The organism is Halomonas elongata DSM 2581, from assembly GCF_000196875.2.
GTDB classification, from domain to species: Bacteria; Pseudomonadota; Gammaproteobacteria; order Pseudomonadales; family Halomonadaceae; genus Halomonas; species Halomonas elongata.
Window position 1 is genome coordinate 1599824 of sequence record NC_014532.2, and the last position, 21302, is coordinate 1621125.

Sequence of the window (21302 nt, forward strand, 5' to 3'; positions counted from 1 at the left end):
CCTTATCCAAAAAGGTTTCGATAGGTCGTTCTATGATGGTAAGTCTGCAGAAAAAAATAGCTTTTCTTTCTATGCCTAAGTGTGCTTCTACATCTATAGAAAAAGCTTTGATGCCTTATAGTCAAATAATATTTACAGGAAACCCCAAGATAAAGCATATGAATTATAGGGGGTATGTTAAGAAGGTGGAGCCTATTATTATCTCTGCAGGCGTTAATGATGTCACTACATTTTGTCTGTTCAGAGAGCCATTGGAATGGCTGCAGAGCTGGTATCGGTATAGGGCAAGAAAAGCGTTGGCGGATCCAAAGGCACCGCGTCATAGAAACTATACTGGAGATGTTAGCTTCCAAGAATTTGTTTTGGCTTATATAAATAATCATGATGTTTCTTGGAACAAGGTGGGCAGGCAAAGCCGTTTTGTTTCAGATAAAGAAGGACGTGTGGCTGTTGATAAAGTTTTCCGGCTAGATAAGCAAAAGCCGTTATATGATTTTCTACAAGAACGCATTGGTATGAATCTGGAAATTCCACAGAAAAACATCTCTCCGCATGAGCTGGATTATACATTGGATGATTCTGTTAAGAGAGAAGCCATGGATTTTTTATCAGAAGAGTATGAGATTTACGAAACTCTCTGAGCATTAATCCCAATAGTTAGAGATTTTTGAGGAGACCTCGTGAAACGCCTCCATATCCACTTTGGCATCCATCGTACAGGTACAACATCGATACACTATAATTTATTAGGTAATGCTCAAGAGCTTGAGCGCCAAGGGTATATCTATCCCGATCTAGGAGTAGGTCATCGTCATGTTAAGACCGCTTGGGGGATTATTAGTGGGAAGCTAAAGCCTAATGAATTAGTAAATAAAATTCATGCTGAAAGTTCTGATCCAGATAAGTTAATTGTTTTGTCGTCGGAGGATTTTTGTCAGCTTCGCGATGCGAAATGGTTGAAGATATTAAGTGAAGAATTTGATTTATCAGCCTCGTTATATGTAAAGCGCCAAGACCTTTGGTTAGAGTCATGGTATAACCAGCATATAAAATGGCCTTGGTCAAAAAAGTTTTCTTCCTCTTCTCCTGAGTTTTTTATAAAAAATATAAAAGATTTTTACTGGATTAATTATGACTGGCTAGTGCCGCGTATATGTGAATTTGTTGATAAGGATAGGTTACATATCGGCGTGATGGAGAAGGCTTCTGTAAGTAATACTACACAAGATTTCTTCCGGTTTTTGGGGGTTGATGAGTCTTCTTTAGTTAATGAGGAGCCAAAGAATGAGTCTTTGACTAAAGGACAGCTAGATATAGCGAGAAGAGTAGGGCTGTTGGCCTTGAAGCCAAAGGGCCGTCAAAAGGTTTTGTCTTCTATCAAAAAAATAAATATTGACGAAGATGATGGAAGTAAAATTGTGTTTACTCCAGAGCAGAGGGAAGGAATACTGGAATCTTTTCAAGATGGAAACAAAAAGTTGGCTAACGATTTTCTGGGTAAGAGAAAGCTGTTTGAGGAGGAGGTGGTTTTTTCAGACCCCGTTCTTGTTCCAGAGAAGAAGATTTATGAAGTCTATATGCCTGAATTGTTGAAGCTTGTTGTAGAGAGTTGAGTCTATGAAAAAATTGATACTCCATCTTGGCGTCCATAAGACGGCTACGACTTATGTACAGTCTAGAATTTATAATTCGAAAGATTCGCTTTCTGAAGCTGGAGTTGGTTGCTTTAGCTTAGACGAAACTCGTAGTTCCTTTACGTCGCAGATAAAGAAGAATATGAGCTTGTCTAGGGAAACAAAAAAATTCTTGGACGCTCACGATACAATATTGTTGTCCGATGAAAATATATTGGGCGGAACTGATAAGCCAACAAGTCAGCTAGTGTATCCCAAGGGACCCACTAGATTGCAGTTCCTTTTGGATGCTTTGTCACCAGAGTCTCTGGAGGCACATATTACGATCCGGGATCCTGAAAGCTACTTAGTTTCTCGTTACTGTGAGTACTTGCGTCATTATCCTTTTTTAGATGTTTGCCAGTACTTTGATGAGTTTTTTGTTAAGGAGTTTTCTTGGCTACCTCTTGTTGAAGCTTTGGAAGATGTTGCTGGTAAAAAGATAACAGTAACTGCATTTGAGAATATTTTTAATGACGAAGATGCATACTTTTATCAGCTTGTCGGAGACAAAGTGGATCTAATGCCAGCAGCAGACAACCCCTCCATAAGAAGATCTAAGATATCTTATGAGGCTTATGATATGTTGCTGATGATGTCCAAGCATTTTCCCGGCCATATGGTTAGACGTGCAATGGGGATGATAGAGAGTAACAAGCAGTTGACTAAAAAAACTCCTTTGAAGCCTTTTAGCAAAGGTTTGACAAAAAAGCTTAAAGAAAATTACGAAGCAGATAAAAGTGAATTGGGATTGATTTAACTTGACTTAGGGAGTTACCATGTTACAGGGAGTTTCTAGCTGGATAAGGCACAAGTATAGGTGGGGCGCAGAGCTTTATCCGTTCTTTCGATCTGCTTTCCATTACGGAAGGCGTATGTCGCTGGAACAGGATAATACTTCGTCAATCCAAAAAGGAGAAATCCTTCTTTTCTCGACCATGAAAAATGAAGGCCATCGGCTGGAGTTTTTTTTGGATTATTATAGAAAAATGGGGGTTTCGCATTTCTTTCTGGTAGACAATAATTCGGATGATGATACTGCTGAGATATTATCTCGGCACAGCGACGTTACCAGGTTTCTGGCAAAAGATGGTTACAAGGAAACCAATTTCGGGATGCACTGGCTTAACTACTTGCTATTCAAGTATGGCCGTGGCCATTGGTGCATGACATGTGATCCCGATGAGTTTCTCGTATATCCTCATTGTAATACTCGTGACCTCAAGGATCTTACGTCCTATCTGGAGTCAATTCGGCAAGATTCCTTCTTCACGGTCATGATTGATATGTACGGAGAAGGTCCGGTATCCGAGACTTGGTATGAGCCTGGATCAGATCCCCTGGGGGCATGCCCTTACTTTGATCAGTCCGGCTATAGCAAGCAGTACAACCATGATATGAGGAATTTATTCGTTCAGGGTGGGGTTCGTCGCCGCGTTTTTGCCAAGGAAGCGCCTGCAAGCGCACCTGCCTTGAACAAGGTTCCTTTGGTCAAGTGGAAGTGGAACTACGCATATGTTTCCTCAATGCATATGGCATTGCCTCGGCGTCTCAATCAATGCATTGATGAGCGAAAGGTGACTGGTGGAATTCTTCACTTTAAGTTTATTAGTCAGCTTAATGATAAAGTGAAGCAGGAAATGGTCGCCAAGCAGCATTATAATGATTCGGCCGAGTATAAGCAGTATGGTCGAGTTATTGATAACCGCGACCTTCTCTTCCATCCTCAGGTTTCCACTCGTTATGAAAGCTGGGAAACCCTGGAGCATTTGGGACTCATCAATAAAGGGGAGTGGTAAACCAATGAAGATTGGATTCGTTATCCTGGCGCATGAATCGCCTGATAAGCTAAAGCCTCTGCTGGAGGGGTTGTTGGCCTCGGGGCGTAATGTGTTCCTGCATCATGATGCTGGGACAGGTATGGACACCACCGAAATTCTATCTTCTTTGGACCTACCTTCCGGGGCCGGGAATCTATATCTGGCGGACCGCGTCAAGGTTGAGTGGGGTGAGTGGTCGATTGTCAAGGCAACACTGAATTGCCTGAGAAAAGCCGCCGAGAATCAGGATGACAGTGATTATTACTTTCTCCTTTCTGGTTCCTGCATGCCAGTCAAACCTGTTCGGTTTCTGGAAGAGAGTCTCGGTGGAGAAGATGTAGATTATATCGAAGCCGTCAATGCCGAAGAGAATCAGTGGATTACCCAAGGAATACAAGAAGAGCGTTGGGAAAAGTTTCATTTCTTCAATTGGCGCTCCCAACAGTGGCGATTTGATAATTCACTGAAGCTTCAGGAGAAGCTAGGAATTAAGCGCAAGTTGCCCCTTTCTCATATTGCACACATGGGATCACAATGGTGGTGTCTCCGTCGCTCCACGGTCGAAAAGATACTTGGCTTGCTTGATAAACACCCAAAGATGGAGAATTTCTATAAGCGAACTTGGGTTCCTGACGAGCTTTTCTTCCAGACTATGGTTGGCAATTTGATTTCTAAAAGGGAAATTGTTGCCAAGCCGTTGACTCGCTATTCTTTCAATTCCTGGGGTATTCCAAGGGTTTATTATAACGACGACTATCCGGAGTTATTGTCCGAGAATCGCTTTTTTGTTCGAAAGGTCAGCCATAGAGCGGTAGATCTCAAGAATAAGTTGAGTCGACTGGCTCCCATGACGGTTGATCAGTACAGGGAGCTTCTCAAGAATAGCGATACGGAACTGGATGAGCTAAGGAATAATATAAAGAAAGCTAAAGAGTTGGAGGAGTCCAGCTGGCATCACCTATGCACGAGTATGGAAAATCATTATGACTTTGTTAAGTCGATTCCTGCTCGAATGATTGTTGTATGTGGGCTCGAATCGACGCGCAAATCTCAAGTCCTGGCTGAGTTTGATAAGCTCAATGATACGGCCGTGTACGGTGACCTTTTCGATTCCGAGGAGGTCGGGAAGGGGTATGCAGGAAAATCCTGGATGCCCATCAACCGTGAGGATGTCACTCTTGCCCAGCATACTTGGCATAAATTGCTTGGCGATATTGCATTCCATGAGCCGGGTAAGACTATCGTTTTCTCTCTGGGAAAAAATGCGCTGCATTATCTTGAGGTCTTGCGTTGGAAGCATGATGTCAATATCGTGCTGGTCGATGATGACAAGAGGGATGGTCTGGATAAGCCGATTCTCAAGGAGTTTTATTTCAAGAGTAAAGTCTTGCATTTGATCCAGAATCGATTGTGCGAATTTTCTAGGGTCGAACTTGAGAATCTGAGGTATTGGGTCGAAGAAGCAATTAATAAGCGGCTTGATGTAACCTATATTGTCGAAAATCTTCATAGAACCCAGGAGTTGGTCCAGTGGCCGAGCCTTCTGTCGGATACTCATGACCATTGGGAACTCCTGAAAGCCATTGATAGCAAGTTGGTTATCTTTGTTGCAGAAAATAATAATGGTCTGGACAAAGCTAAAGAGGCAATGAAGTCATGGCTTAGTTCAGGCGTTCATTCAGGGATTTTTGATGTCATCCCGAAAAGAGATAATACGCTGGATTGGCATTATTGTCTCGCCGATGTCGCCCATGTTAATCGTGGCCAGTCACGCCACAATGCCTTGTTTGCGCATATGTCGGGTGGCCAGGTCGAACTGCTTGATACCTTGAGGTGGAAGCATGATCTCATGGTGGTGTACTTGGGTAGCGACGACGAGCAGGGACGGCTTGATGAGCTTTCCTTTGAGTTGGAAGGAAGCCTGGATAAGGCGAAGGAAATCATTTCTGGTGAGGATCCGATCAAGGATCGACTGGATGAGTTGATGCAAGAACGCCATTGTTCATACCTTACCGTGAGTGGGCAGAGTCTCGGATCCATCAAGCATGATGTACTTGAGTTCGTCGATGTTCTTCCGGAGATGGAATCCACTTGACTGGTGGCCCTCGGTGAGCGTTGTTATTGGCATTCTTGTTTTACAGTGAGGTTGGATAAATGAGTAACACGATTCTCGTGGTTGGCGGTTGCGGCTATATTGGCTCGCACATGGTGAAACAACTGGCCAGGGCGGGTAACAAGGTCGTGGTCCTGGACAATCTTTCCACGGGATTCCGTGAGCTGGCCAAGTATGGCCAGTTGGTCGTGGGAGATCTCGGTGATGTTGATCTGTTGGAGCGGCTGTTCCGAGAGCACTCTTTCGATGGTGTGATGCACTTTGCTGCCAATAGTTTGGTTGGGGAATCGGTGACCGAGCCCTCGAAATACTATCGCAACAATGTGGGCAACACTTTGGGATTGCTCGATGTCATGGTGCGCCACGATGTTCGCCATTTCATCTTTTCATCCACTGCGGCCACCTTTGGTGAGCCCGAGCGTAGCCCGATCGATGAGCGGCATCCACAAGCGCCGATCAATCCTTATGGTGCCAGCAAGCTGATGGTGGAGCAGGTTCTATCCGACTACGCTCATGCGTATGGGTTGAATTCCGTCAGCCTGCGTTACTTCAATGCTTGTGGTGCCGATCCCGAGGGAGAACTGGGGGAGTGCCATGATCCGGAAACCCATCTCATTCCCTTGATTCTCCAGGCAGCTTCAGGGCGCCGAGAGTCGATTACCGTGTTCGGACGGGATTACGCCACCGAGGATGGTACCTGTGTGCGCGACTACATCCATATCGAGGATTTGTGCAGTGCCCACGCGCTGGCATTGTCGATGATCCTCGAAAATCGCCGGAGTGGAGCCCTGGCATATAACCTGGGCAATGGTCAGGGCTTCTCCGTGCAACAAGTGATTGATGTGGTCAAGAGCGTAGTGGCTCGGGATGGCTGTTCGCTCAAGGTGGAAGAAGGTGACAGGAGGCCTGGCGATCCTGCTGTACTCGTCGCGGATGCCGCTCGGGCCAAGGAGGAACTTGGCTGGCGACCTGCTTTTGCCGATCTGGAGAAGATCGTGACCCATGCCTGGCAGTGGGAAAAGCAGTTGGCCTCGATGTAAATGCCGGTAATCGGAACGACCTCCCGAGACCTGCTTCGTCATCCCACATTGCCCCGCTTGCTGGGCGGGGCATTGACCCGGGTTTCGACGATGGCTCAATGCCAGAATCTGGATGCCCTGGCGTATTGGGGAACACCAGCCTGCAGAAGGCGTGCTATGGATTTGGCCGAGCGAACGGGAGTTCCGCTGTTTTCGCTTGAGGAAGGCTTTCTTAGAGCCTATGCCGAGCATGAGGGGTTGCCGTCGCTTTCCTTGATCGTGGATGACTTGGGTACGTATGGCGATGCCTTGTCTCCTCCTCGCCTGGAGGCATTGTTGAATGAGGAGGCGTCACCGCTCAAGGGCATCGAATCGAAGGCCGATAAGGCCATGCATCTTCTGATGTCCGAGCGCTTGAGTCGCTACAATGATGCCCCCGATCTGGATGCATCGCTTCTGTCATGTGATGCTCGGGAACGGGTATTGGTAGTCGATCAGGCATGGGATGAGCTCGGGGGGAAGGCAGGCCAGCATGCTCCCAGTTTTCAAGATATGTTGGCGGCAGCCCTGGCGGAGAATCCTGACGCCACGATTTGTGCGTATACGCCTCATGCTGGTCGGTCCTCTCGGGACCATGAGTCTGGGGCTCTGACGGAACATGATGGCGGGGAGCGAGTTGTCGTGCTCCACAAGCAGGTTAACCCCTGGAGCCTGCTCGAGAGCATGAGCCGTGTCTATACGGTGGGTGCGCATATCGGCTTCGAAGCGCTGATGGCCGGCTTGCCGGTAAGTGTTTTCGGAATGCCCTGGTATGCAGGCTGGGGAGCGACGGACGATCGTTTGGCGTGTGCTCATCGTGTGCGCTCGCGAAGCGTTGGAGAGCTTTTCGCGGCAGCCTATATTCGGTGCAGTCGTTACCTGAATCCCGTGACACTGGAGCCGGGTGATATCTTCGATGTCATACGTTGGCTGGCTCGCCAGCGTCGGGTCGAGGGGCGCATCGAGGGTCGCCGGATCATGGTGGGATTTCGTTGCTGGAAAGCTGCCAACCTGGGAGCGAGGTTGTCGCTGTTGCCGACTCGACTGGCCCGTGTAGCAGACGCAAGAAAAGCGGAGCGCCTCGGTTTGGGGCCTCGGGACGCTCTTGTGCTATGGGGCCGCGATACGCCGCCGGAAATCTCGTCTCTGGCAGTTCGTACTGGAGCCCGATTGCTGCATATGGAAGATGGCTTTGTCCGCTCGGTAGGACTGGGGTCCGAGATGGTGCCTCCTCGCTCCATTGTGCTGGATGAGCGGGGGATCTATTTCGATCCTGGCCAGGCTTCAGATCTCGAATATCTGTTGAATACACACCGGTTCACCGATGACGAGCTGGAGCGTGCCGAGCGTGTTCGGAGCTGGATCGTGCAGCACCGGATCACCAAGTATAATGTCGAGCCTCATTGTGTTCCGGATTGGGACACACAAGGGCGAGAGGTCGTACTGGTTCCTGGGCAGGTCGAAGATGATGCCTCGATTCGTTACGGAACCAATGCGGTGCGTACCAATCTCGGACTGCTCGAAGCTGCCCGGACTGCCCATCCTGAAGCGTTTCTGGTTTACAAGCCTCACCCCGACGTGATCCGGGGAGGGCGCCAGGGCCATGTCGTGTTCTCCGAGACTTTCGATCTAGTCGATCACGTCGAGACCGAATTGTCGGTGATCAGTTGCATCGAAGCTTGTGATACGGTGCATACCATGACCTCCCTGACTGGCTTCGATGCCTTGCTGCGCGGCAAGCGTGTCGTCACCTATGGGGAACCCTTCTACGCCGGGTGGGGGTTGACCGATGACAGAGCGGCGGATGCGAAAGCCCTGGCTCGTCGTTCTCGGCGTCTCAACCTGGCGGAACTGGTGGCGGGTACTCTTCTGCTTTATCCGCTGTATTGGGATCCCGTGCTCCATGGTTATACCAGCTGCGAAGCCGTATTGCGCCGAATCATCCAGGAGCGCGATGCCTTGATGGCACGAACCGGCCTGGTTCATAAGCGTCTGGGCTATTGCCGGCGTCAGTGGCGAAAGCTGAAAATCATTCATCGGTCTTTCGTTTGGGGAAAACGCTTTTCCCGATGATCGTTGCCTGCATTGCGTGAGGCCCGGAAGCTTTGTGGTGCAGGATACTCAGGAGTGGCGGATCATGATGCTGAAGCGGGTCGCGCGGTTACCCTTGTGGCTGGCGGAGCTGTTTAGCGGCACCAAGTCGTTCGTGGCCAATCCGCTGATTGGCAGCCGGCGGTTGAATCGGTGGGGGCTGCATGTCGGACGAGTCGCGTTGGCGCATGGGGTGATGCGACTGCGCATGGCGATGCTGAGTTGGCGGGTGCCATCTGAGGATCGCCGACAGTTCATCGAGCAGGGCTTCGTGCTCAAGCGGAATTACTTGCCGGAAGACGAGTATCGTGCCCTGGTCGAGGAAGTGCGTCAGGGGCAGGGGGAGGTGCGCCAGTGTATTCAAGGGGATGCCCGGACTCGTCGGATGCTGCTTGCCCCTGAGGTACTCGAGAAGATGCCGAGAACGCGGGCGTTGCTGCGGGATCCGGTGTTTCGCCGCTTGATGCGCTTCTGTGCCGGTCATCTGCGCATGCCGATCTGTCATGCAGAGCGGGTGATGAATGGTGTCAACGAGGCGCCTCCGGATCCGCAAACCAATCTGCACGTCGACACCTTCCAGCCGACCATGAAATTCTGGCTCTATCTGGAGGATGTGTCGGACCTTAATGGTCCCTTCGTCTTTGTGCCGGGGTCGACTCGATTGAGCCGTGAACGGCTGTCCTGGGAATATCGGATGAGCCTGCAGGCCCGGGAGCATGCTGATCGCTACACGGCACGCGGTTCTTTTCGTGTTGAGCCGGAAGCGGCGGCCCGGCTTGGCAATGCACCGCCGCAAAGTTTCAAGGTTCCGGGCAATACCTTGTTGATTGCCAATACTTTCGGTGTGCACGCCCGGGGACACGCCCAGCCGGGGACATCGCGCCTGGCTCTGTGGGGCATGAGCCGTACCAACCCATTCATTCCCTTGCCGGGGCTGGGTTTCGAGAGCCTGAACCGTCTGCAGTATCGTGTATTGCAACGGATGCGTCGTCGAGAGGATGAGCGGGCTGCTGCACGGGGCGCGCAGGCGTCCTGGCATCGTGTCGAGGGCAGGGATGCCTGGCAACAATAACCATCATCGCAAGACGTCTCTTATTATTCGACAAGGATTCGCGATTATGTACAAGATCGAACAAGTATCTGGTGCCGGAATATCGTCGTCTTTTCGTGCTCTCGGCACGGGGCTGATTTTAGCACTGGGCACCAGTCTCTCGAGCGGGGCGCTGGCTGATGGGGTGAGTGTCACGCCTTGGGAACAGGGGTGGGCGCTGGGCGGCCATGCTGGCCAGGCGGTGCATGAAACGGTCAAGAGTGGCGAGGCCTTCAACCCCTTCGTCTGGGACTTTCAGAACTACTATATCGTCAGCTCCGGCCTGCAAAAGGAGCTAGTGGATTTCTGGGGTTACTCCAAGCTGTATACCGAAGCCAATGTGTCTTACATCTTCGGTGATGAGCACTATTTCGAAACCTTTCTGACGCCATCGATCAGTTGGGAACCCTTCCCCTGGGACCATGTGCTCGATACCACGGCCTATCTTGGTGTCGGAATTTCCTATACGTCGGAAACGTCGAGGCTGGATCATTCCGGCGAGCATTTGATGGCATCGATGATCTTCGAACTGGAAGTGCAGCCCGAGAGCTGGGGGGCATGGTCGCTCTATGGGCGTATCCACCATCGCTCGAGTGCTTATGGCACCTTTGGCGATGATGGTGGTGGCAGCAACATTCCCTCACTGGGCGTGCGTTACCATTTTGGCCAGTGACTCTGAACGCTGAAGAGTGTCCATGAGGATATATGGAAAGGTGTAGAGGGTAGATAAGGAATAGGTAGTGGTCACTAAAACGGCCACCGGCTCAAGCAGTCGGTGGCCGTTTTGATTTTGAGGCACATGCCTATTCGCTGGGAGCCGACGAGCTTGCCATGAAGAACGGCGCCATATCCACTCCAGTGGTGGTGGTGGCATTCCAGTGCCGCTTGGTTTTCTTGTGCGGGAGCTGGATATGCACTTGCACCTGTCTGCGCAGCATATAGCTGGGCAGGATGGTGACGCGCTCGGCGGGAGAGGCCGGTGTAGCGTGGACCAGATAGCTGGCCACCGCTCGGGTCAGCAGACCCGGTCCCGTCTTGCCCCAGGTATTATCGTTATCACGCGACAGCAGGGCTTCTGCAGCCATTTCGGAGGCGAGCACTATGGCCGGATGCTCCGGCACTGCAGCGATGACATTGTTGGCCAGGATATCGAAGGGCTCCCGGAAACATACCATGCCCGCTCCGGCAGGAAGGAGTGCATCCAGTTGGCCATATAACCGATCATCCGCATCGGCATAGACTCCCCCGTAGTGACGCAGATAGCAGAGACGGAAAAAGTCAGCGCCTTCCGCGATGTTGTTTGCCTGCCTGAATGCCCGCTCATAGTCAGCCCCGAAGGTACGTCTCAGGAAGGAGCGCGCCGACTGGGTGTTGAAACGCTGATATTCGATGCCCGGCAAGCTGGACCAGGAATGCATGATATCCGTTACGCTCTGGGGAGGCTTGGGGTCGTTCCAGTATTGCACTACCCGACGTGGGATAAGCCGTTGGGTATCTTGAGCGGGCGCCACTGGTTGTTCGAAGTGACGTCTGACCACAGCACTGGCGGCATGAACATAGTGGGCGGCCAGGTAGCCCTCATGGTCTCCGTGAGGCAAAGTGGACTGTTCGCGGTGAAACAGCGCCAAGTCGTTCATCAGGTTGCCAATAAGGGATATCGAGAAGTGGCCCGATGCGATGCGGTTGTTCATTCCGCGTCGTTGTGCTTCCTGGATGAGCTCGGTTGCCTCGCTTTCGAGCCCAAGCATGATCAAGACCCGCAGGCGCAAGTCGAGAATGCCATTGGCGGCGTTATAGGTACTGGCCTTGTCCAGTTCCTCCTTGGCGGCATCTACCTGGCCCATCTCCAGCAAGTTATGAGCCCGAATGCGTGCACAGGGAATGCGTTTGGTGGTGGGGATGGGGGCATCCAGCGTCTCGAGAGCCGTTTCCGGATACCCGGCATCCATCATTAACCTGGCATGTTGCAGCCGCAGTTCTGCCTCGTCCGGCCAGCGCCGGCGGCAGAAGCGTAGATAGCGAAGCCCCAGGGCATAGTCGTTGCCGGCCCGCAGGAAGCGAACGAGGTTATACACCTCGGGCAGGGAACGGCGTTGACGACGATCCTGGCGTAACCGTTCAAGAGCGCTTTGCGGCCCCTCGATTCGCAAGGCGAATTCCGCTGCCAGGGGGGCTTGTTTGGCCTTAGGAATGTGTCGCAGCAGATGCGAAATGACGGCATCGGCTTGGTGGGGCTCGACTGTGGCCATGGCCTTCTGAAAGAGAGTTCGAGCGACAGGAGGTGTGCGTGGCCCGCTGTCGAGTATTCTGGTTAGGGCTCGGTGGGCGGCTTTAGCCTGGCCAAATCGTTCAGCCTGGTTGAACAGTGCCAGCTTGTCCTGTTCCGTTAACTGGTCGACCATGCCGTCCAGGAACTCGATCGCCTCATGGCAGGTGTTGACGAGTTCCGTCGTTGTGGCCAGTTTCACTGCCTGAAGTATCTCTGCGGCATCGGCGGAGGAGACCTCGGGATTGCGTTGGGCTTCGGCCAGCAAGTCGGGAAGCGATGATGGTGTGTCGTGATCATGGGAGCCGGGACTGGCCAGGTTCTGCCGCATGACACGGGCCTGACGATGTTTGGGGTGGTGCTCCAGCAGGTGGTCCAACACCGTTCTGGTCGCACGGAAACGGCCATGGGCACGGTAGAACTGGGCGACAGCTATCAAGACTTCGGGATTTCGGGGCCAACGGCGGCGCAACTGACGCAGAACATGCAGGGCGGGGCGCGTACGTCCGAGGTCCCGTAAAAGCTGAAGCTTCACCAGTCGCAGTCGGGGGCTGTTGGGCCAGCGCGGGATGGCCTGGTTGACGCGGTGCAGTGCACGGCGCGGCTTGCCGGCGGCGGCCTGTATACGTACGTCGAGGGCTCGGAGTTGAGGATCGTTGGGTTGTGCCTCAAGTGCCTTTTTCGAGCGCTCCAGGGCACTATCGATATGCCCTTGGCGGAAAGCTATGCGTACCCAGAGGCGCCGTTCGCCGGGATGAGGATCACCCGACTGCACGGCATGCTCGACCAGCGCTTCCACGCGTTCCAGATCGCCCTCGGCCATGGCGCGCTGCGCCTGCTGAAGGGCACTCTTCGGTTCGCCGACTTCGTTCGTATCATTGCCGAGTCGGTTTTGCACGATGTCATCCATGAAGGGAAGTTTACACTCTCTTTATCTTCAGCCATGAAGGGAGATTTCCACTCTAGATGTCTTCAGTCATGAAGGGAAGCCTATATTTCATGCATCTTTGGATGTTCCTGTTTGAAGAAGAAGCCTTACTTTCGATGTGGGGTTTTGGGAGAGGCCTGACATCGTGAGCAAAAAAACGGCCGGACAGAAGTCCGGCCGATATCTTGAGACATATGGTGTCTTCAGGTGGCTCAGGCTGTCCTGGAAACCGGGGTCATGTCCTGAATGCCCAGGCGCTCGCGCAGGGCCAGGGGCAGCAAGCGACGAGACGAGATACGGTGGCGGGGCATCTCGACGACGCGTGTCTCGATACCGTATAGCGCCACGTATTCGGCGTAGTTGTCGAAAGCCTGACGATCGACATAGTCGATGTAGGTTTCGGCTTCGGTGCCATTGGCGATGACTACCTCATGAGTGTCCGTCTCGATGTGGTAATAGGTGATCGCTTCGGGCATTTCAGTCCACGGCAGGTAATCGATGGTGTCGTGGTTGATCAGCGCGCCGGCGTTGATCACCAGGCCATCGACGAGGACGCCGTGGTTGGCAGTGAGGACGAGGTCCTGGTTGGGTACGCCAGGCTCCAAAGCGCCTTCACTGATCCGCACGGGGGCATGACCGGCGGAGAAGAGGCGATGGACAGACTGGCGACCGATCCACTTCACCGGAACCTGCTCACCGCTGGCGGTCAGCACCAGATCACCGATCGACAGTGACTCCACGGGAACCTCGCCATCGGGAGTGGCGATCATCGTGCCCGCGGCGAAGCAGTTATGAGTATAGGTACCTCCGGAAAGGTAAGTATCCTGGTTGGCGGCGAACTCGTCATACTCCGCCTGAGTCATCTCGATGCTGGCATTCACCTGAGTGCCTATAGCAGCGTTACCCTGGGTCAGGTGCAAGGCGCCATCCCGATAGGCGTCTTGAGGGTTCAGGATGGAGCCCTCATCCAAACTCCAGTTTTCACCGCCGAGGTTGAGTTCATCGCCGGCTTCCATGCCAGTGACGTTGAAGTTGTAAGTGTCGAGCAGGCCCACATCGGGCTTGTTGAAGGTGAAAGAACCGGTTTCCGCGCCCGAGAAGTTGACGTTGTACCCATTCAAGCCACTCAGCGTGCTGACGCTTGAGGCGTCGAGCGTGATGTCACTGTTGCCATCAATGCCAAAGGACAGGTCGTTAAGGGCACTCAGATCCAGAAGCCCTTGATCCATCGTCAGGCTGCCGCCATTGGTGGCTGTGAAGGTAGGCGTAGAACCAGCTTCAATGTTGGCGATATCCTGTATGCTGACACTAACGCCATCAACGATCAGTTCCGATGACCCCAGTGCAGTGATGTTAAGAGTATCACCGTCCGACGCATCCTGATCCGAAATGGTGCGTGTCTCGGATCCCCCAAGATTTACATCGAGAATAGCCATCCTTTCATTCCCCCTGACTTGGTGCTTAGTAGAGTTTTAAGCGCTCCTCCGACACAGTCACACGAAGTTTTAAGTCCGCATGGCGGTGCGAAAGAGAGTATGGGCGGCTTTGCCAATCTTTATGCAGTAGTTGAATGGGTTTGTTTTGCACAAAGAATTGATTTTGTTGCTCCACCTAGGTGCTTGGAGCATTCCTGCTACAAGTCGACCTTTCCCTCACCAAGAAAGCTATAGCCAAGGGTATACTGCGTCAAACTAGAGTTGTTTGTTTATGTATCTTGATTGTTAAAATATTTTATATTTGATTCTTTTTGTTTCAGGGGATAATCGTGAGGCCGGTGTTTGCCGGGCTTTTATATGTGAGTATTTGTTTTCTTTTTGTAAATATTGTTTCTTTTGGTTGCTTTGTGAGGTGGAAGGAGACGGTGAGTGAGTGTTTTTCTTGGGATATGAAGGAAGGGAGGGGAAGGATGGACGTGAGGTAACTTTATGAATATGAAAAATAATTAACTAAAAAAGTTAGAATGCAGCCGTCGGTCAGATGAGAGCTGGCCTGAACAGAGTATTACTGTCTTGATCAATGCATCGTTACCGTAACGGCGGGAAGATTGGCTCAAAACCTCTGTCTGCATTGACGTTCTGTTACATTTTTCTCCTGGGAAGGGAGAAGACCCGGCGTCAGAGGGGGGGGGGTTGGGATAGCAACGGTCCCTGAGCGAGCGACTCGGTCACCAGGGGCAAGGGGGGCCGAGTGCTGTGTTGAGTGCCGTTTGGTAAGGTGGGAGACGGAAGCGGAAGACGTCGTGGCAACCGGAACCTGAGGGGGAACGACCTTATGCGTATGATCCTGTGTGCAATGGTGGCGATGCTGGGGGGGGCTATCGCCGGCTGCAGCTACGAGCCGGCCCGAATCTCCACGGAGCCTGCAGTCATCATCGACGATGGTGGACATGGTGGTGGAGGCGATTTCTGCCCGCCGGGGCAGGCCAAGAAAGGGCGCTGCTGACCGAGCAACCCCGGGCTTTACACCGCATTGCCACGGGGTGTCGCGATTCTGCCACAGGGCAGGCGGCATATGGCTTGCTAGCATGGGATCAACTGTTCAAGCGGGAGATTCCCCATGCGTGTATTTTCGCTGTTACTAGGCGCTCTGGTTATGGCGGGGCTGGCAGGCTGTAGTTATCACCCAGCCCGCATCGATCCCGCTCCTGCCATCGTTATCGATGATGACGGGCGCTACCATGACCGCGCCTGGGATCGCGACCGGTATCATCGTGATCATCGCCACCGGGATTACCGGCATCGTGACTACCGCCACCGTGATCGCGATTACCGGCACCATGATCGGGGTCGATTCTGTCCGCCTGGGCAGGCCAAGAAAGGACATTGCTAGGCCAGCAATCCCAGGTGATCGACCAGGATCGCGACGCCGATGCCGCAGAGGGCGAGGCCGCCGAGGATCTCCGCCCGCTTGCCGATCATCGTGTTGATCACACGTCCGAGCATGACGCCGAGAGTGGTCATCAGCAGGGTGGCGGTTCCTATCGCGAGCGACGTCCAGAGGATGTTGGCGTCCATGAAGGCCAGAGTGATGCCGATCACCAGGGCGTCGATGCTGGTTGCCAGGGCCGTCATCACCAGACGAAGGAACGAGGGGGCCGAACGTCGTGGGGTGGCGTCGGCCTCCTCGTTTTGCAGCCCCTCGTGAATCATGTGCGCGCCCAGCAACGAAAGCAGCCCAAAGGCGATCCAGTGATCCCAGGCGGCGACGTACTGCGCCATCGACAGGCCCAGTGTCCAGCCGAGAAGGGGCGTCAGGGTTTCGATGATGCCGAAGACGAGGCCGGTGCGCAGGGCCTGGCGCAGGCTGGGGCGTGCCGGCAGGGCCGCTCCCTTGCTCAACGAAGCCACGAAGGCATCGCTGGACATGGAGAAGGCGAGAAAAATCGTCGAGAAGAGGGACATGCTGTGATCGGCTCCCGGGGTGAAAGGCCATGACGACGTGCGCTGTCGGTACAGCGCGGTGACATCATTGGTCTCGCCAACCTTTCGGCCTCCCGTGCCACGGCTTGATCGCCGAGTGTGTTGACACGGGGACTTCCCACGCTGACAGCGCTGGAAGCAGGCTACTCCCCAAGAACGAGCATGAGCTTACATGAGCGAATGGAGAATGTCATGCGCGCATGCCTTCTTTAAAGGCGAGCCAGCCAGCGCTGGAAGGTGCGACTGGCCTGGGTGAGATGGCGATGCTGGGGGATGAGCAACGAGAGCTTGCCGAGGCTGGGCAAGGCCTGGGGCAAGGCTCGCAGCAGGTGACCCTGGCGCAACTCGTCGGCGAGGAGTTGTTCCCAGCCCAGGATGATGCCCTGGCCGGCGAGGGTGGCGTTCAGCAGGACCTGATAACTGTTCGCGCGCAGGCAGTGGGTCGGCTCATGCCAGGTCAGTTCCAGGGCCTTGAACCAGTCCTGCCAGGTCAACCAGTCGTTGAAGTGGTCCTCGAGCACCAGCAGGGTGTGCTGCCGCAGCAGCGCCTCGGGCGTTCCGACCTCGCCGTGGTGCCGGGTGTAGTGAGGGCTGCAGACGGCGATGACATTTTCCTCGTCAAACACCGTCTCGGCCATCAGGCCGGGCGGATCGACCTGCCCCTCGAGGTGATAGTAGAGCCCCAGGTCGAACTCGGTGAGATCGAGCCGGTAGGGATCCTCCATGGTCAGCAGCCGGATTTCGATGTGTGGATGCTGCCGCTGGAATTCGGGCAAGTGCCGGGATAGCCAGATGGAGGCGATGGTAGGGCTGGTGGCCAGGGTCAGTTGGTGGTCGTCGCCATGGCGACGCAGGCGGGCCGTCTCGTCGGCCAGGTCGCGCAGCAGGCGACGCACGACCCGGTAATAGTGATCCGCGGCCGGCGTCGGGCGCAGACCGTCGGGAACACGCTCGAAAAGCGGACGGCCCAGGTCTTCCTCCAGGCGCTTGATCTGGCGACTGACGGCGCTCTGGGTCAGGTTGAGCTCGCGGCCGGCCTGGGTGAAGCTGCAATGCCTGGCGGTGGCCTCGAAGGCCTTAAGGCACTGCAGCGGGGGCAAGGCGTCGCGTCCGCTCATGGAAATCCTCGGCGATGGGAAACTCGTCGTGGCGCCGAGGATATCATGTCCGCCTGGGGGCATCGTCAGATCGCCCGGCGCGGCACTTCCGTCCGCCAGTGCTTGCGGTGTACTTCCTCGCCGTCATCGTGGGCGATCTGTTCGGCCTCGATGAAGAAGGTCGTCTCGTCGCAGGTCAGCCGGTAGCGGCTTTCCACGCTGACATCGAAGCGACCGGGACCTTCGTCGCGGCCGGCCCGGTAGTGCCAGACGATGTCCGCACGGGCCTGGCTCGGATCCTCCGGATGGGCGGTATAGCGCTCCTGGCATGACTGCGCCACCCGATAGCCGTGGTCGTTCAGCGTCATGGCCCCCAGGTCGTCCTCGACGATCACCGTGACTTCGCCGCTGGCCACGTCCTCCTGGATGGTACGTCGTGGCGCCGGGCTGCGCTGGGTATCGACATCGGCGGGACGGGCGCTCTCCGGGGCCTCGAAGGGGTCGTCGGTGGTCTCGCCCTGATAGGTGGGCAGCTCGAGACGTTGCAGGCCGGGCTGCAGGGTGAGCGCGGCGCGCCTGGGAGTCGGCCACAGCAGCGGGAAGTTGGCCGAAGCGATCGCCACGCGCAGGCGGTGCCCGGCGGGCAGGCGATAGCCGATCATGTCGAGTTCGAGATCCACGTCCATGGGCTCGCCCGGAACCGGCGGTTCCAGGTGGTCATGATCGCGCAGCGACAGGTTGAGCACACCATAGGTGATGCGGGCCACCTGGCCGTCGGGGCGTACGTCGCTCAAGCGCACGGTGAGTTGGCCACAGGGCTGATCGCTGGCCAGTCGCAGGCGCAGTCGTGGCTTGCCGAGGATGTCGAGCGGTGCCTCGAGCGGTTGGCTGTCGAAGCACAGAGCCAGGGCGTCGTCCTGGCGCTGGTCGCCCGGCAAGTCGGGACCGAACCAGATGGCGCAGTATTCGCCCTGGTGACTGCCGGCGGTGAGCGGCGAGTCGACGGTGCGGGCCTCCGACAGGGGCTCGTCGCCGGCGACCAGGCCGGTTTCGGTCAGCGCGTAGGGGCGGTGCTCGACATTCTCCGAGGGCCAGCCCTCGGTACGCACCCAGGCGCCCGGGCGCTCGGCGTACATGGGCTTGGGCGGCAGGGCATCCTGGAGATAGAAGGTGCCGGCCGGCTCGTCCATGATTCCGGTATCGATGTCCTTCAGCCAGTGGTCCCACCAGCGCAGCGCTTCCTGGAGGAAGCCGATCGCCGGGTCGGGTACGGCGAAGTGCGGATATTTGTGAATCCAGGGGCCGATCAGTCCCTTCTTCGGCCCCTGGAGGTGTTCCAGCAGGCGCGGCACGCTGTTCTTGTAGCCGTCTCCCCAGCCGCCGACGGCATAGACGGCGGCCTCGATGTCGGTGTAGTTCTGGTTGACCGAGCCATGCTTCCAGTAGGCGTCTCGGGTCTGGTGGCTCATCCAGGTCTCGGCCAGCAGCGGCATGTTGTCGAGACGCTGCTTCCAGCGTTCGCGCCACACCTCGCCGACCAGGGCCGGGTCGGGCGGCGCCGCCGAGAAACTGAGCATGGTGGCCGACCAGCCCAGGTTTTCGTGCAGCAGGTTGCCACCCTTGTAGTGGATGTCGTCGGTGTAGCGGTCGTCGGTGGAGCACAGGGTGATGATGGCCTTGAGCGGTTCGGGCTTCAGCGCTGCCAACTGCAGCGAATTGAAGCCGCCCCAGGAGATGCCCATCATGCCGAGCTTGCCGTTGCACCAGGGCTGGCGGGTCAGCCAGTCGATCACTTCGAGGCCGTCGGCCTGTTCCTGAGGCAGGTACTCATCGGCCATCAACCCCTCGGATTCGCCGTTGCCCCGCATGTCGACCCGCACCGCAGCATAGCCGTGACCGGCGAAGTAGGGATGCGTCAGCTCATCGCGCACCGCCGTGCCGTCGCGTTTTCGGTAGGGCAGGTATTCGAGGATGGCGGGTACCGGATGTTCCTCGGCCCCTTCCGGCAGCCAGATGCGGGCAGCGAGTCGGGTGCCGTCCGAGAGCGGAATCTCCAGGTGCTCGATCTCGCGGATACGATGCGGGAAGTCGGTCTTCACGTTCATTGCGGCTGGCCTTGTGCGTCGAGCTGTTCGTGATTGGTTGAGGTGTCGGGGCATTCGAGGGCGCTGGGGTCGCGTAACCAGTGCCAGAGGGAACCGCTGGCAAGCAGGATGATCACCAGGGCGGGCAGGCCGCCGAGATTGGAAAGCATCTTGACGCCATCGATGCCGACGAAACTGGTCATGACCCAGGCGATGATGCCGACCACCACGCCCCAGATGATCTTCATGGGAATACCGGCGCTGAAATCGGAGTCGGCGGTCAGGCCACGGGTGCAGAGGTTGCCGATGGCGTCGGTGTTGGAGTCCGCCGCGGTGACATAGGAAATGAAGGCAATGAACAGCAGCAGCGGCACCCAAAGGCCGGACAGCGGCAGCTCGCCGAAGAGTCGATAGAGAACGTGTTCCACGCCCTGGTCGTCGAGCACGCTGTGCAGGTCGATTCCGGTGCGCATCTGGAAATAGAGGGTGGCGCCGGAGAAGATGACGATCCACACGGCGGCGAACAACGACGGGTAGAGCAGGTTGATGCGCAGGAAGTCGCGTACGCTGTAGCCGCGCGAGATGCGCCCCAGGAAGAGCGATGCCACGGGCGCCCAGGCAAACCAGATGGCCCAGTAGAAGATCGACCACCAGTGCGGCCATTGGTCGTTGCCGGCGGCGCCGGTGAACAGGCTGCGGGTGAAGAAATTGTCGAGGTAGACGCCGAACGACTCCACGCCGATCTGCAGCATGAACGCCGTGGGGCCGAACACGAAGACGAACAGGCCGAGCACCAGCAGCAGCCAGGCGTTGAGTGCCGAGAGCCGGGCGATGCCCTTCTTCAAGCCGCTGGCGGCCGAGAGCACGAAGGTGACCACGATCACCGCGATGATCAGGCCCAGGCGCAGTGGGTTGGTATCACCCTCGATGTACTGACCGAGGCCGCCGGCCAGGGTGATGGCGCCGGTGCCGAGAGTCGCGGCCATGCCGGCTACCAGGGAATACAGTGCCAGGGCATCGATCAATCCCGAGTAGCGGGTGATGCGAGGGCCGAAGACCGGCTCAAGCATGCTGCTGATGGAGAACTTCTGCCGGCGGTTGTAGAACGCCAGGGCGAAGATCAACGCCGGGACCGCGTAGATGGCGTAGGGCGTGAAGGTCCAGTGCAGGAACATGGTCGACATGGCGAACAGCGCCGCCTCGGTGGAGCCGGCTTCCATGCCCAGCGATGCGGGAGGCCCCATCAGGTGGTAGAGCGGCTCGGCGGTGGTCCAGAACAGCACGCCGACCGCCAGGGTGGTGCACAGCGTGATGGAGAACCAGCGGGTCTTCGACAGCAGCGGTTCGGCATTCTCGCCGCCGATGCGGATGCGTCCGAGCGGCGAGACATACACCGCAATGGCGAGCACCAGCAGGTAAAGGCTGCCCAGGCTGAACAGCCAGGAGAAGCGTTCCAGGATGGCGTCGTTGAGCTGGCTGGTGAAGCCGAGAAAGGCCTCCAGATCGACCAGGCTGCCGATCACGGCGGTGAGCAGGATGAGAAAGGTCGGCCAGAAAACCAGGGGCCGCATGTGATGGATCATGGGCATCTCTCCACTTATTGTGTTGTCACCGGAATGTCCCCGGCGCATGGCTGGATACCTTAACGGCCCGCACCATGGGG

16 protein-coding genes are annotated in these 21302 nt (G+C 55.6%); 10 read left to right on the plus strand and 6 right to left on the minus strand.

What is annotated here, in order from left to right; genetic code table 11:
* Nucleotides 1-32 precede the first annotated feature (32 nt).
* From HELO_RS07665 to HELO_RS07700, 9 genes are all read left to right on the plus strand, one after another.
* A complete protein-coding gene (locus HELO_RS07665; RefSeq protein WP_109637393.1) occupies nucleotides 33-641 on the plus strand; it encodes a sulfotransferase family 2 domain-containing protein in 609 nt (202 codons plus the stop codon).
* Between the two features lie 39 nt (nucleotides 642-680).
* The gene (locus HELO_RS19125; RefSeq protein WP_157953405.1) at nucleotides 681-1613 is read left to right on the plus strand and encodes a hypothetical protein; all 933 of its coding nucleotides are present in this window, start codon (nucleotides 681-683) and stop codon (nucleotides 1611-1613) included.
* A 4-nt stretch (nucleotides 1614-1617) separates the two neighbouring features.
* The gene (locus tag HELO_RS19130; RefSeq protein WP_157953406.1) at nucleotides 1618-2433 is read left to right on the plus strand and encodes a hypothetical protein; all 816 of its coding nucleotides are present in this window, start codon (nucleotides 1618-1620) and stop codon (nucleotides 2431-2433) included.
* A gap of 115 nt (nucleotides 2434-2548) precedes the next feature.
* On the plus strand, nucleotides 2549-3472 hold the full coding sequence (locus tag HELO_RS07675) for a glycosyltransferase family 2 protein (protein ID WP_157953407.1): 924 nt from the start codon (nucleotides 2549-2551) through the stop codon (nucleotides 3470-3472).
* A 4-nt stretch (nucleotides 3473-3476) separates the two neighbouring features.
* On the plus strand, nucleotides 3477-5588 hold the full coding sequence (locus HELO_RS07680; RefSeq protein ID WP_041601998.1) for a beta-1,6-N-acetylglucosaminyltransferase: 2112 nt from the start codon (nucleotides 3477-3479) through the stop codon (nucleotides 5586-5588).
* A 59-nt stretch (nucleotides 5589-5647) separates the two neighbouring features.
* Nucleotides 5648-6646, plus strand: coding sequence for a UDP-glucose 4-epimerase GalE (gene galE / locus HELO_RS07685; protein ID WP_013332154.1), 999 nt, complete (start codon nucleotides 5648-5650; stop codon nucleotides 6644-6646).
* Nucleotides 6647-6736: 90 nt separating this feature from the next.
* On the plus strand, nucleotides 6737-8737 hold the full coding sequence (locus tag HELO_RS07690; protein WP_013332155.1) for a capsular polysaccharide biosynthesis protein: 2001 nt from the start codon (nucleotides 6737-6739) through the stop codon (nucleotides 8735-8737).
* Nucleotides 8738-8801: 64 nt separating this feature from the next.
* Entirely contained in the window at nucleotides 8802-9827 is a 1026-nt protein-coding gene (locus tag HELO_RS07695; RefSeq protein WP_013332156.1) for a phytanoyl-CoA dioxygenase family protein, read from the plus strand.
* A gap of 46 nt (nucleotides 9828-9873) precedes the next feature.
* On the plus strand, nucleotides 9874-10518 hold the full coding sequence (locus HELO_RS07700) for a hypothetical protein (protein WP_049786203.1): 645 nt from the start codon (nucleotides 9874-9876) through the stop codon (nucleotides 10516-10518).
* A gap of 130 nt (nucleotides 10519-10648) precedes the next feature.
* Here HELO_RS07700 and HELO_RS07705 read toward each other — a convergent pair whose 3' ends face one another.
* Entirely contained in the window at nucleotides 10649-13021 is a 2373-nt protein-coding gene (locus tag HELO_RS07705) for a glycosyltransferase (RefSeq protein ID WP_013332158.1), read from the minus strand.
* Nucleotides 13022-13251: 230 nt separating this feature from the next.
* Nucleotides 13252-14475, minus strand: coding sequence for a Hint domain-containing protein (locus HELO_RS07710; protein ID WP_013332159.1), 1224 nt, complete (start codon nucleotides 14473-14475; stop codon nucleotides 13252-13254).
* An 835-nt stretch (nucleotides 14476-15310) separates the two neighbouring features.
* Between HELO_RS07710 and HELO_RS19295 the strand changes: the two genes are divergently transcribed.
* Nucleotides 15311-15481 carry a hypothetical protein gene (locus tag HELO_RS19295; protein WP_174208844.1) on the plus strand — a complete coding sequence of 57 codons (171 nt, stop codon included), beginning with the start codon at nucleotides 15311-15313 and terminating at the stop codon, nucleotides 15479-15481.
* A gap of 383 nt (nucleotides 15482-15864) precedes the next feature.
* On the opposite strand, the gene HELO_RS07720 is transcribed toward HELO_RS19295, so the two are convergent.
* From HELO_RS07720 to HELO_RS07735, 4 genes are all read right to left on the minus strand, one after another.
* Nucleotides 15865-16440 carry a manganese efflux pump MntP gene (locus HELO_RS07720; RefSeq protein WP_013332160.1) on the minus strand — a complete coding sequence of 192 codons (576 nt, stop codon included), beginning with the start codon at nucleotides 16438-16440 and terminating at the stop codon, nucleotides 15865-15867.
* Between the two features lie 227 nt (nucleotides 16441-16667).
* A complete protein-coding gene (locus HELO_RS07725; protein ID WP_013332161.1) occupies nucleotides 16668-17576 on the minus strand; it encodes a LysR substrate-binding domain-containing protein in 909 nt (302 codons plus the stop codon).
* A 65-nt stretch (nucleotides 17577-17641) separates the two neighbouring features.
* The gene (locus HELO_RS07730; protein WP_041602000.1) at nucleotides 17642-19660 is read right to left on the minus strand and encodes a CocE/NonD family hydrolase; all 2019 of its coding nucleotides are present in this window, start codon (nucleotides 19658-19660) and stop codon (nucleotides 17642-17644) included.
* Nucleotides 19657-21222: a BCCT family transporter gene (locus HELO_RS07735; protein ID WP_041602001.1), complete on the minus strand. Its 1566-nt coding sequence runs from the start codon at nucleotides 21220-21222 to the stop codon at nucleotides 19657-19659. Before HELO_RS07735 ends, HELO_RS07730 begins: the two co-directional genes overlap by 4 nt.
* Nucleotides 21223-21302: the final 80 nt, after the last annotated feature.